The organism is Sporosarcina sp. QA0331 (assembly GCF_055808055.1).
Window position 1 is genome coordinate 814,787 of record NZ_CM147850.1, and the last position, 13,447, is coordinate 828,233.

The window sequence follows — 13,447 nt, forward strand, 5'->3', positions numbered from 1 at the left end:
ATTAATGAGCATGAATAGAAAGAAAATCATCATACTGACAAGTTGTTTCTTAATTGCGTTAGTAGGGCTTCGATTCGTATGGGCCAACCTGTACTATGATAAGGATTTTCCGCAAGCAGAAGGAGGGGTGCTAGATCTGCGCGGAGTTGACTTAGCGGAAGATCCGGTTCAGTTAGTAGGGGAATGGATGTTTTCCCCATGGAGTCTTGAAAAAGCCAAGCAGCCGGACAATACGCCGGAGGCATACATAACCGTGCCAGGTAAATGGCGAGAGTCGCTAATAGATCCACCAGCTGGAAAGGACCTGTCCTTTTTATACGGCACATATCATCTTATGATTTTAGTGGATGAGATGAGTGAGCCGTATACGTTATATGTAAAAGATATTAGATCCGCATCGGCCATTTATATTAATGGTGAAAAAGTGATTGAACAGGGGATTGTCGCGACGGAGGTAACTGATTATGTTCCAAACGTCAAACCTTTTAAAGTGAACTTGGATAGCGATGTCAAAGTGATTGATTTATCCATACAAGTAGCTGACGCAGGTCTGTCGAAAAGAAGTGGGATGATGAAGCCGATTCAATTTGGTTTTTCGTCATCGGTTGAAAAAAGCCACACTGTTGCACTCATGTCCCAAATCTTATCCGTCAGCATCTTGCTGTTGCACTTTGTTTTCGCAGTCATCATTTACATCGGTTTTTCAAGAAGAAGCGAACTATTATATTTGGCTATTGTGTTTGGATGTGCTGCAATATCAATCCTTCTTGATGATGAGCGGATCTTGCTTTATTTATTCCCGGCCATCAAACAATTTTGGTTGATGAAGCTTGTACAATTCTCTTATGCAACAAGTATTATCTTCCTTGTGCTCTTCTTCAAAAAGTTGCTAGCCGGTACGTTGAAAGCTACATCGCTACTTTCCATTCTATGTAGATTATTGGTCATCGTATATTTTGTTTATATTTTTGTTCTTTTATTGGATATTCGACCTATTTCGGGATATTTATTTTCTTTGATCTTCATTGTTGGTCCGATCTTAATTCCGTTCAGTTTGCTGAAAATCGTGTCGAACGGGATGAGCGGCTCAATCTACTTGTTATTTGCAACGATAAGTATTGCGTTCAATGTATTATGTGCATCATTCAATACGATTGGATTGATCGTTCTGCCGTATTACCCATTTAATATGATTATTGCTGTCATCTGTTTTGCCGTTTTCTGGTTCCGACATTTTTTTCGAGCTACAGAGGAAAGTAAGGCACTCGCGGAAAGGCTTTTACGTGTTAATCAAAAGAAAGATGAATTTCTGGCAAATACTTCGCATGAGCTGCGCAATCCGTTGCATGGCATAATGAATATTTCTCAAACGATTTATGAAACGGAAAATGACAATTTATCTCCTGAAAGCAAGAGGAATATGGAGACACTTATTTCTGTCAGTAAGAGGATGTCTTATATTTTGAATGATCTATTCGACATTCAACGATTGAAAGAGGGCGGTATAAAGCTTCATAAAGCTAACGTCGATCTTTCCGCCGTTGTCGCAAGCGTCGTTGACATGATGCGACTTATGACGGAGGGGAAGGATATTTCATTCGCGATAAAAATAATTGATGAATTTCCTTACGTGAGAGCTGATGAAAATAGGCTGTTCCAAATTATGTTCAACCTCATTCATAATGCTGTGAAGTATTCGGAGCGTGGAGAAATTACGATTTCCGCCGATATCGAAGGGGAGATGGCGAGGATCAGCGTGAAAGATACCGGAGTCGGTATGGACAAGGAAATGTTGAAATCGATTTTTCTTCCATATGAGCAGGCTGATTCTAGTATTACGGCAATGGGTGGGGGACTTGGTCTCGGGCTTAGCATTTGTGAGCAACTCGTCAGTCTTCATGGCGGCGAGCTGGAAGTTCAATCTGCTGTTGCTGAAGGGTCGACCTTCTCATTCGCGATTCCCGTAGGAGATGAAAGGATAAAATCGAGAACGGAGCATCTAGCGCTGAATAAGTCCACGGACGTCCGTTTGGAAATGGCTGCAGGGTTACAATCAGAAGGACTGCCAAGGATTCTTGTCGTCGATGATGATACACTCAATTTAACTATTGTTCAGCGCATTTTGAGAGCTGCGCAATTCGAAGTGACCACATGCACGAGCGGGATAGAAGCATTGGAAGTATTGAATAAAGGCAAATGGGATCTCGTTTTGACAGATATAATGATGCCGAAGATGTCCGGTTATGAATTGACAGAGAGGATTCGGCAGCGATACACGATGGCAGAGCTGCCTGTCATGATGTTGACCGCCCGCAGTCAGTTAGAGGATATTCAAACAGGGTTTTATTTTGGGGCAAATGATTATATTATAAAACCGGTCGATAAAGTTGAATTGTTTGTACGAGCGAAGGCACTGACAGATCTCGGAAAATCGATGTCCGACCGGGTTATTATGGAAGCTGCATGGCTACAGGCACAAATACAACCGCATTTTTTATTTAATACTTTAAATACAATAGCAGCGCTCAGTGAAGAGGACCCAGAAAAGATGCTGAAACTGATTAATGAATTCGGCAATTACTTGAATGCAAGTTTTACAACCCAAAACTTAAGTGAACTCGTGCCGCTTAATAAGGAGCTTGCACTTGTCCGTTCCTATGTATTTATTGAAAAGGAACGGTTTGGTGAAAGATTGGAAGTAGAGTGGCGAGTGGACGTAAATTTAAAAGTGCTCGTTCCTCCACTCGCAATCCAGACGCTAGTTGAAAATGCTATTAACCATGGGGTTCTACAACAGCCTGATGGCGGAACTGTGAAAATATCCATCACAGAATTAGAAGGATTTGTCGAAATTTCGATTGCGGATGACGGAGTCGGGATGGAGCAGGAAAAAGCGTTGAGGTTGTTATCCAAGGTGGGTGAACGGAATAAAGGAATCGGCTTGTTGAATACTGATAAGCGGCTACGTCAATTATTCGGCAAGGGATTGACAATTACGAGTGAGCTTGGTGTTGGTACAACCGTGTCATTTACCGTTCCAAAATGAAAAAGGTGCCGTTGACTGTCTAGCCAGTCTTATGGCACTTTTTCTATCCCTTCAAAATGGAGTCGTATAGCTCTGTCGATGATTGATCCGGTAAAATGCCAAGATCCTCAACAAGCAGATCCTTCATTTCATGATAAATTTTTACGGCCTCTCCGCGGTTGCCAGTATTGACATAGAATCGCATTAGTTGTTGAACGGCAGACTCCGAATACGGATTCAGGGAAACGAGGAGTTGTAAGTACTGCTGTTTTTTATTCAACAAATTATTATCAGAGAAGTAGTTGATCATCATTTGAAGGAGATGCGATAGTTTTTGACGGAGTGCATGCGCCTTCACATGAGCCCACTCATATCCGTTGTTCTCCATATAATCACCGTTATAATTTTGAATGATGTCTTCGAATATCTCGATATTAGCAAATGTTATTTGTGGATGCCCTTCGAAGATCAGTTCAAATTGATGGGCATCACATTGAAAATGATCGATTTCCATTACGTAGCTACCGTTTGAAAAAGTGATGGCATTCGGATAACCCATTGAATCCAACGTTTTTCGTAAGTATGAAATTGCAGTATGCAATTGAATTTTTGCTTTTTGGTATTCCACGTCTTGCCATAATGTTTCAATGATAGTATCCCTGTGGATAGGATCTTGGAGGTTTGTTATGAAAAAGGCGAAAAGTTCCTTCACCTTTCCGGTTTTCCACTTCACTGGGGTGTTGTGATAATATACAGCAAATTCTTTGAAGCAGATAATTTTCAAGGCATTTGAAGTAAGTGGAGCATCTGTCTTTTGTAGGGATTGCATCTCAAGCTGTTCTTGGATCCGCAATATCGTTTTCTCCAGCCGTTCCGACATGATTGGTTTTAATAAATAGTCAATGGAATGCAGTTCAAACGCCTGTACTGCATAATCCCGGTAAGCTGTTACAAAGACGATGAAAATATCCTTGTCCCAATCGTTGATAAGATCCGCCAAATCAAGCCCACTTAATCCCGGCATTTCAATATCCAAGAAAACAACATTGAGATCAAGATTTTTCATTTCCTTGAGAACATCACGCGCATTTGAAAAAGAACCGACAACTTCAACCTCTTTGATTGATTGCAGCTTCTTCACCATATGGCGTAGAGCCAGCTGCTCATCATCCACAACAATCGCACGGATCACAATGAATTACCCCCATCATTGAAATAGTAAGCAATATATTCCAATATTATCTCAATTATTTAACGGCTGTGCAAGAAGCAATGCCGATGGATAACGCCATTTCCACGCTTGGCCAGCGGTTGATATATTTTACTTATTATAAAAGAACACCGCCTAGCAACTGACAGGCGGTGTTGTATTTTTACTCTGATTGTTCATCTTCTAGCAAATCTTCTTTAATCTCAACTTCATCAACTGGAGTCTCTTCGGCCACTTGGAATTTACTAATTTCCAACTTTAATTCATTCGCCAAGCCGTTCAACGTATCTGTCGTTGCCACCATTTCTTCCATTGAAGCGAGCTGCTCTTCCATAGAAGCGGCGATATTTTGCGTATGGCCGGATGTGGATTCAAGCGATTGAACAGTGTCGTGTGTCGATGCGAGAATCTCTTCGGAACCTGCGGAAATTTCTTGGACTGTCGCGGAAACGGATTGTACGTTTGCCGAGATGTTCGCGATTTTTGCTAAAATACTGCCGAATGTTTCTCCTGCATTGTTGACGATAACCGTTTCGCGTTCAACGTCGGAATACACTTGTGCCATTGCCTCAACTGATTGCCGGGAGCCGTTTTGCATTTCGGTAATGAGGCCACGGATCTGATTTGCAGAAGCTGCAGATTGCTCGGCCAAGTTTCGTACTTCGCTCGCTACAACGCTGAATCCTTTCCCGGCATCACCAGCACGAGCCGCTTCGATGGCGGCATTCAATGCAAGAAGGTTGATTTGGTCAGAAATATCGGTGATCATGCCGATGATCTTCTCGATTTCAGCTGAGCGGATATACATGTTTTCTGTAATTTTCATCGAAGCTTGCACCGATTGATTAATCGTATGGATGCCTTCAATCGAGTCGTTAATCAACTGGCTTCCTTGCTCAGCTGCTTTCGAAACTTCTGACGTCTCTTCCGCAACTTTTGAAGAAGAATCCGCAATATCCTGGATGCCCGCTGTAATCTGCTCAAGTGCTGTCAGATTTTGATTGGCTGCAACCGAAAGCGATTCGCTAGCTGATGAAACTTCTTGCGTCGCAACGGTTGATTGATTTACAACTTCACTCATCTGCTCGGCGCTATAGGCTAATTCGCTTGATGAAGTGACGACATTGTCCGCCGCTGTATTCACATGTTTGATCATGCTGTTAAGTTCATTTTTCATATGATCGAAACTATGGGCAAGCCGGCCGATTTCGTCTTTGCTCTTCATTTGAATCGTTTGCGTCAAGTCGCCTCGCGCGATGACTTCAGTGAAACGAACCAATTGCTGAAGCGGTTTCGTGATCTGTCTTGAGACGAGTGAAGGGATTGCAACTCCAAGGATGCTTCCTAGAACGATGAGGGCAATGCTTACGATAATGATCGTACGTTCCAGATCACTGATCGACGAAGCGTCCTGGCTCACCACAATGACCGAATCTGTTTCCGGAATCGGATAATAAAGTGATTTATGCACACCGTCTTCATCTTTATAGACATCGCTGAACAATGCCTCGCCTTTCTCAAGCGTTAGATTATGGTTCTCATTGAATGACCGTGGAACTAGATAATCGGTCGACTCTGAAAACGCAAGAAGCGTATCCTCACCGTCAACCTTACTATGTATCGAAATGTTTTCTACACCGTCACTTTTCTTCACGCCATTGATAATATGGAGAAGCTGATTATGCGCATTTTTATCCTGTAATGCGCGATTGACAAGTCGTCCCGTCACTTTCTCTGTCACATCATCCATTGCCGAGCTCAGTGATTTCTCAAACTCTGGCATGACATTTACTTCAACGATGCGCATTGATGTGTAATAAAACACAAAACCAAATACCATTGTGAGAAGATAAATAGGAATTAAAGTTCCTAGAATAATTTTCTTCCGAACGCTTCCTTTTTGCCTAAACAAAGAAGTCCCTCCCTGACTGAATCAAAAGTAATGAAAACGAAAAGAATATTACCATCTCATTATACCTATTAAAGTATGAAAATACTATTAAAATAAAATTAACCGACAGTAACTTTCTTCCTTCGCCTGGTGCCTGTGCAGCACACAACTCAGATAATGCAATACAATTGTATAATGAAAAACGAAAAGCTTATCAAGTCAATGATCTGTCGGTAGGTTTTTGTATTTTTATTTTAAAAAGTGAATTGCCATAATTGAACCATGAACAGGCAACCAAACAATTCCTGTTATTTTTCGCGCGGAATGGGGTATAACATGCTTTATTGGTGGAAGAACAGGAGTGTCTGGATTGGAAAAAGGAACTATTTTATTTGTAGTGTCATTGCTTTTAAATGTCTTGTTAATTGGAACAGGAAGTTATGTTGTACATAAGATTGGCGGAATCGAATTTGTGAAAACGAAAATGCAAACAACGCCTTCCCCTAAAAGAGATTCTGCATATTACTATACGAAAAAGAGTGTCTTCGAGCACTCTGCCACGGACAATGTGGATAAAGTTTTCATCGGGGATAGCATTACCGATTACGGAGAATTTCAGGAATACTTCCGTGACGACGTTGTTCTGAATCGAGGAATCCGGAATGATGTGGCCAAAGGCGTATTGGATCGGATCGAAGAAGTGGTGGACCGGAATCCGAAAGAGGCCTATTTGATGATTGGGGTCAATGATATTCGCTATAAAACAGATGCCAAGAATTTCGAAATCCGCGTCAATGCGATCGTTGATGCTTTTGAAGGGAGGGAGACCCAGCTTTATATTCAATCAATCCTTCCGGTGAATTACGGGCTTTTTGGGAATGAAGTATCTAATGCAAAAGTAAATGAATTTAATGATATATTGCGGAGGATTGCGGATGAGCATGGAATTATGTTCATCAATCTACATTCGAGTTTTACGGATAAGAACGGGCAGTTGGATAAGAAGTTCACGGTTGATGGGCTTCATTTGAATGGAAAAGGATATGAAGTTTGGGTCGAACAGCTTCGTTCTAAATAAATATAATATAAAAAAAGCTGAACCTTCGAGGTCCAGCTTTTTTTTATGTTGGAATTGGTTCTGACTTTTTCTTCGGTTTAAATCCGCCTAGCAGAAGTTGGCCGTGCGGCAGCAGTTTATTAATTAAAATAGAAACGATGATTGGAATGAATAATCCGATCGCTGTAAAGCCGATAAGGCCATAAGTGAAATAATCGTTTAAAATGATATCTGCAAAAATATGCAAATACATAATGGAAAGCGAGTGCTGCTCAATTTTTCGCAGCCAGTTAAGCGACAGTCGCGCTGTGATGAACTGAAAGGCGCCTACCAATAGAACTGTGAATGAAAGGGGAATCACCAAATCTAATACGAAATGGTCATACCGTAAAAATTTCATGCTCAGTCGGTAGTCGATGATGTGGAAGCTATCGAGCAGGACAGCGGTCATACTGACGACCAATGCTGCAACGATCCACTTTCTCGAAATGTCCATCCAAAGATCCTTCAAGTAATATCCGATGGCGAAATAGACGATTGCCATGAGGGCGACGTCAATGTTCCAAATCATCGGTATAGATTGTGCCGCCTCGGACGGTTTCCCGCCGATGACATGCATGGCGATAATACTCTCGAAATGAGCAATGATATAGAAAACGCCAAGAATGATGAACTGTTTCGTCCGGTTGAAATATTTCGTGAGCAGCAAGAAAAATATATAAGTGAAAAACAATGTAGTCACAAACCAAAAGACCCCGTACGCTCCGCGAATGAATCGCCCGCCGACGGCAAGCGTCCATAAGTCATTGAGATACCACGACAAGTCCCAGTTGCCTGAACCGATTTCCATCCCATAACGAATCAGCGTAATACTGACGAGGAAAAACAGATAGGGGACGATCAATTGCATAAATCGCTTGTGGATTGTCGGTTTCATATCCTTTTTTTCGAAAACCGGCTTAAAAAACAAACCGCTTAAGATGAAAAATGCTGGCATATGGAACCAATAAATATATTTCGCGAGTGGAAAATCGAGCTCTCCCGGGTAATGACCGATGACAACAAGGATCATCAAAAACCCTTTCGTGACATCCACCCACGTTAATCGTTTCTTATTCATAACTATACACCTCTAACTAAATATGCTGCTATTATATACCCCCTTCTCAAGCTTTCAGCGCTTTGTAACAGCATTGATATGAAAATGAAAAAATGCTGGCAAATTACGGTGCTCGTACAGAAACTATTCTGACTATGTACTAACATTGAATATAAAATGAGAAGAAGCCAACCGTATCAGTCTTTGGTTGGCTTCTGTTTGAATTTAATGACTATTATTGAATTGTCATAAATGTGTGTTGCACAGGCACCACCTCGGGAACTGTCTCAACCCGCTTAATGTTTAAAGGTTGAGATGAGTTCTTGTAGTTCCTCGGCCATAGTGGAGAGGGTTTTGGCGGATGCGGTGATTTCTTCCATGGAAGCGAGCTGCTCTTCTGTGGAGGCGGCTACTTCTTCGGAGGAAGCAGCATTGCTTTTCGCCATGTTTTCAAGTTCGATGGCTGTGTCATGAACCGCTTGGATAGCGGATTGGACGATTTGTGCCGTTTGGGAAACTTCGTCCATTTGCGGTGTAATTTCCTGCGTGCTTGTTAAGATTTGTTGGAACTTTTCAATCGCCCCGTTCGAGATGGCCATTCCTTCTTTAACGTCATCTGTCACTTTCGCCATAATATTGACGGAGCTTTCGGTGTCTTGTTGGATGCCTTGAATGATCGTGAAAATTTCCGTAGCGGACTGATGAGATTGCTCGGCAAGCTTCCGAACTTCATCTGCGACGACTGCGAATCCTTTTCCGTGTTCACCCGCTCTTGCTGCTTCGATGGCGGCATTCAATGAAAGTAAATTTGTCTGCTGTGCAATGCCGGTGATAACATTTAAGATCGTGCCGACTTCTTTCGAACGTTCAGATAAGGAGCTAATCATCCGGTTTGATTCCAATACAGAAGACTGAATGGACGACATCTGATTCATCGTGTCACTAACTGCCTGTCCGCCGATTTCGGCTTGCGTCATCGTATGGATGGCGAGCTCAGACACTTTTGTAGAACGATCGGCGATGTATGAAATCCCTTCTGTTACTTCGTTAATGAGCTGCGCATTTTGCTCAACGCTGTTCAGTTGGCTTTCGGCATTGCCAGCCACTTCTTGTACAGCTGACGCGACATGTTCTGTTGCATACATCGTCTGTTCGGCGCTAGCCGTCAATTGTTCGGATGAGGCAGCGACGAATTCCGTATTTTTCTCGATATTTCCGATTAAACGTTTCAAACTATGTTGCATGTCCCGGAACGCTTGCCCCAATTGCCCGATTTCATCTTTTGACCCGACAATGATTTCCTCGGTTAAATCGCCGTTGCTGATTGTAATTGCTTTATTCCGCAAATCCTTGATCGGTTTGAGGACGGATCGCATAATGAAATAAACGAGAATGATGCCAACAACTAGCGCTATGATAATGACGACAATCGTCGTCTTCAGAATTGGAGCCGCTGCATCTTTTACTTCCGATTCAAAGAGGGTACCTCCGATTTTCCATCCCGACAATTCATTCGTCGTGAATGTCATAAATTTTTTGTCGGCTTCTAAGCTATAATCAAAATCTCCACTCGACTGCTTGTACATATTTTGGTAGAAGTCTTCCTCCGCCAACGTTCCTGCTTCGCTCGTCGGATGGGAAATGAAATTCATATCACCGTCCAATAGCATTGCATACCCTTCATCGCCAATCGACACTTGACGGGTTAATTGATCGATAAAATCTAACGTAATATCGACGCTAATGACACCGGCATTGTCTTTCGTCGTCTTTGAAATGGTGACAACCATAGCATCCACGGTAGCATCTTCATACGGCTTTGAAATTTGAACCTCGCCTTTATGTTCCATGGACTGCTTAAACCAATCCCGTGTTCGCGGGTCATAGGAAGACGTGTCGTTAATAACGGGTTCCTGAATGAAAGTCCCATCCTCCATACCGACATAAATGCTCAAAATCTCTGGATGCAACTCCGCATATTGAGCTAGTTTGCTCCGTAGGGCTTCGCTTTCATTTCCAGCGAACTGTATTTGCTCGCTCAATGTTTTAATATCATGAATCTTAGCTGATAAAGTGCTATCGATTGTCGTATTCAACACTTCGATACTATCAGTAGCTTCTCCGATAATTTGGCTTTCCACGGCATTTTTCGCACTTATATATGATAGTAATCCAATGCTGACCGTGGGAATGATCAATATTAGCGCAAAAGCTGAAATTAGTTTTGTACGAATGTTTGTAAACATTATTCTCTTCCTCTCTGTGAGTCATTCCATCAACTCTTTCTATCTTTTTATTTCGGCAAAAATAAATTCAATTTTAATATCAGAAGAAAAGTATTTGTTTCCAAGTTTTTAAATAAAAAGAACTATATATCACAATATTTAACATTGAAAAATCGTCAATAAAGTTATATTGTAATAAAATATGAAAAGTATATGCATCTTCTTGAAATGAAAGCGGATTCATGAAAATATTAAAAAAGTAGAGAGGAAGTGTATTTTATGTATGAATTGTATGAGAGATTAATTGACAGTTTTAGTACATGGTTGTATAGCTACATTCTTATTATACTTTTGATTGTTGCAGGACTTTATTTCACCATTCGTACGAAATTTGTCCAATTCCGTCTATTCAAGGAATCCATTAAGCTTGTAGCGGAGCCGAAAGAAGACAAAAATTCGATCTCTGCATTCGAAGCATTGATGGTATCTACCGCGTCAAGGGTCGGTGTCGGAAATATTGCTGGTGTTTCGACTGCAATTGTCCTCGGCGGAGCAGGTTCAGTGTTTTGGATGTGGGTTATCGCGATTATTGGCGGCGCTTCCGCGTTCATCGAGAGTACGCTTGCGCAAATTTATAAGAAGCGAGATCAAGATGGCGGCTCTTACGGTGGGCCAGCGTATTACATCCAAGCGGCGCTGAAAAGCAGATTTTTAGGAGTCGTCTTCGCGGTCGCCCTCATTTTAACGTATATGGGCGGATTCAACATGGTTGCTTCCTTCAACATTGCATCGGCTTTTGAAGGATATTCATTCTACAATTCATCGACACCGATCATCGTCGGTGCGATTTTAGCGCTTCTGACAGGATTGAGTATCTTCCGAGGCGGAAAAGCATTAAGTAAAATTACGAGTATCATCGTTCCGGTAATGGCGATTGCTTATATCGGCGTGGCGCTGATCATGGTCATCGCTAATTTGAATCTTGTGCCGGGTATGTTCGTAGACATCTTTACATCGGCATTTGATTTCAAATCGGCATTCGGCGGTTTCGCTGGTTCCGTCATCATGTACGGGATTAAGCGCGGTCTTTATTCCAACGAGGCGGGTGTCGGTTCTGCACCGAACGCTGCTGCGGCGGCAAGCGTCTCCCATCCCGCAAAGCAAGGTCTGGTCCAAATGCTGTCGGTGTTCATTGACACGTTATTGATCTGTTCGGCAACAGCTTTCATGCTATTGAGCTCGGGCGTCGTGCCTACTGAAGACATGGCGGGAGTTCCTTATGCGCAAGCAGCTGTATCGTCGCTTTTCGGAGGATTTGGTGTTTGGTTCATTACGTTTGCACTGTTCTGCTTTGCGTTCACATCGCTTATCGGGAACTTCTTCTATGCAGAATCGAATCTTAAGTATTTGAATAAAAAAGAAGTGGGCAAAACCGGTTTAACACTCTTTAGACTAGCAGCCGTCGTCATCGTCTTCTTCGGCGCGCAACTCGATTTCTCGATTGCATGGAACACGGCAGATGTTCTCATGGGCATTATGGCACTGATTAACATTCCGATCATTTTGATCCTTGGAGGAACTGCTTTCAAATGTCTTGATGATTATACGAGACAGAAAAAAGAAGGGAAGAACCCTGTCTTTAAGGCGAAATCGATCGGGCTTAAAGAGAAGACTGATTTCTGGAATTAAGAGGGATGGGTATGTATCCAGTCGTTCGTATTAATAAAAAACATTTGCTTGAAAATGTCCGTGCCGTTTCAGCGCTTTGCGCAGCAAGGAATATTGCTGTGACAGGCGTGACGAAAGTATTCGGCGCGGATCCTGAAATTGCCTCCGTATATGTCGCTGGCGGCATTATGCGGCTCGGCGATTCACGTGTTGAGAACTTGAAATTATTGAAAGACCTTGATGCGGAGAAGTGGCTAATCCGTCCGCCGATGATGAGTGAGGTTGAGGATCTTGTATCGTACGCGGATGCTTCACTCAATTCGGAGCTTGCGACGATCCAGGCGATCAATGACGTTGCAATTGCAAAAGGAAAGGTCCACAAAGTGATTTTGATGGTGGATCTTGGCGATATCCGCGAAGGATTTACCGATTATGAGGAGCTTATTAATGTTGCGGTGGAAACCGAGAAAAAGGAAGGCGTCCATTTATATGGAATCGGTGTCAACTTGACATGCTTTTCATTCATCCAATCCGATTCGGAGAAAATGGCGTCGCTTGCGGGGTTGTCCAAAACGATTGGTACAAGGATCGGCAGGGACCTGGAAGTCGTCAGCGGGGGGAATTCTGCGACATTGGACTTGATGCTCAAAGGTGGAATTAGCGAAGGTGTCAACAATTTACGCCTCGGCGAATCACTTTTGTTCGGTAAGGAACGCTCCAACTACACGTTTCTGCCGGGAACGTTTAAAGATGTGTTCACTTTGGAATGTGAAATCGTCGAACTGAAAGAGAAGCCATCCTTGCCGTGGGGGACAGTCGGAGTAGATTCGTATGGGAATAGCCCGACATTTACGGACAGGGGCATGAGGTTGAAAGCGATTTGTGCTCTTGGAAAACAGGATTTTGACGTCGAAACGTCCACACCTGTCGACGAAGACATCATCATCCTTGGCGCAAGCTCCGACCATCTCATGCTCGACGTCACCGACAGCAAAACCGCCTACAAAGTCGGCGATACAGTTGAACTGCAGCTCGGCTACTTCTCTACAATGCGCGCCTTCACTTCCCGCTACGTTAGGAAGGTCTACGTAGACTGAGTAGGTGCCCCTTTTATAGGTGCCTGTGCATGGCACAATAATGATAATTCGATTTTTAGTATTTTTATACGAGAAGAGATCATCCGAAGATCGATACGGATGATTTCTTTATTTTATCTATGCAATTATAGTGCATAATCTGTATTGTTTGCTGCACAGGCACCGTTTTGAACAG

At 42.6% G+C, this 13,447-nt stretch carries 8 protein-coding genes; 4 read left to right on the forward strand and 4 right to left on the reverse strand.

All coding sequences use genetic code 11. The features are described 5' to 3' along the window. Positions 1-4: 4 nt before the first annotated feature. Positions 5-3,046, forward strand: a complete 3,042-nt coding sequence (locus AC0L13_RS03915; protein ID WP_473644178.1) for a hybrid sensor histidine kinase/response regulator — start codon at positions 5-7, stop codon at positions 3,044-3,046. Positions 3,047-3,089: 43 nt separating this feature from the next. Here the strand turns inward: AC0L13_RS03915 and AC0L13_RS03920 are convergent, their stop codons facing one another. Both AC0L13_RS03920 and AC0L13_RS03925 read right to left on the reverse strand, forming a co-directional pair. Further along, positions 3,090-4,217 (reverse strand): response regulator, encoded by a 1,128-nt coding sequence (locus AC0L13_RS03920; protein WP_473644180.1) that lies wholly within the window; start codon positions 4,215-4,217, stop codon positions 3,090-3,092. 181 nt (positions 4,218-4,398) lie between these two features. Further along, positions 4,399-6,147: a methyl-accepting chemotaxis protein gene (locus tag AC0L13_RS03925; protein ID WP_473644182.1), complete on the reverse strand. Its 1,749-nt coding sequence runs from the start codon at positions 6,145-6,147 to the stop codon at positions 4,399-4,401. 340 nt (positions 6,148-6,487) lie between these two features. Between AC0L13_RS03925 and AC0L13_RS03930 the strand changes: the two genes are divergently transcribed. Then, positions 6,488-7,204, forward strand: a complete 717-nt coding sequence (locus AC0L13_RS03930) for a GDSL-type esterase/lipase family protein (RefSeq protein ID WP_473644184.1) — start codon at positions 6,488-6,490, stop codon at positions 7,202-7,204. Positions 7,205-7,247: 43 nt separating this feature from the next. Here AC0L13_RS03930 and AC0L13_RS03935 read toward each other — a convergent pair whose 3' ends face one another. Together AC0L13_RS03935 and AC0L13_RS03940 are read right to left on the reverse strand one after the other, a co-directional pair. Next, positions 7,248-8,303 carry an acyltransferase family protein gene (locus AC0L13_RS03935; RefSeq protein ID WP_473644186.1) on the reverse strand — a complete coding sequence of 352 codons (1,056 nt, stop codon included), beginning with the start codon at positions 8,301-8,303 and terminating at the stop codon, positions 7,248-7,250. A 275-nt stretch (positions 8,304-8,578) separates the two neighbouring features. Beyond that, positions 8,579-10,528 carry a methyl-accepting chemotaxis protein gene (locus AC0L13_RS03940; RefSeq protein ID WP_473644188.1) on the reverse strand — a complete coding sequence of 650 codons (1,950 nt, stop codon included), beginning with the start codon at positions 10,526-10,528 and terminating at the stop codon, positions 8,579-8,581. Positions 10,529-10,786: 258 nt separating this feature from the next. Here AC0L13_RS03940 and AC0L13_RS03945 point away from each other — a divergent pair, with 258 nt between their 5' ends. Both AC0L13_RS03945 and AC0L13_RS03950 read left to right on the forward strand, forming a co-directional pair. Beyond that, entirely contained in the window at positions 10,787-12,196 is a 1,410-nt protein-coding gene (locus AC0L13_RS03945; protein WP_473644191.1) for an alanine/glycine:cation symporter family protein, read from the forward strand. Positions 12,197-12,207: 11 nt separating this feature from the next. Then, a complete protein-coding gene (locus AC0L13_RS03950) occupies positions 12,208-13,272 on the forward strand; it encodes an alanine/ornithine racemase family PLP-dependent enzyme (protein WP_473644192.1) in 1,065 nt (354 codons plus the stop codon). Positions 13,273-13,447 lie beyond the last annotated feature (175 nt).

Excerpts from the sequence above, each read along its gene's own strand:
- AC0L13_RS03915 (WP_473644178.1), top strand. The coding sequence starts at position 5 with ATGAGCATGAATAGAAAGAAAATCATCATACTGACAAGTTGTTTCTTA.
- AC0L13_RS03935 (WP_473644186.1), bottom strand. The coding sequence starts at position 8,303 with ATGAATAAGAAACGATTAACGTGGGTGGATGTCACGAAAGGGTTTTTG.
- AC0L13_RS03940 (WP_473644188.1), bottom strand. The coding sequence starts at position 10,528 with ATGTTTACAAACATTCGTACAAAACTAATTTCAGCTTTTGCGCTAATA.
- AC0L13_RS03945 (WP_473644191.1), top strand. The coding sequence starts at position 10,787 with ATGTATGAATTGTATGAGAGATTAATTGACAGTTTTAGTACATGGTTG.
- AC0L13_RS03950 (WP_473644192.1), top strand. The coding sequence starts at position 12,208 with ATGTATCCAGTCGTTCGTATTAATAAAAAACATTTGCTTGAAAATGTC.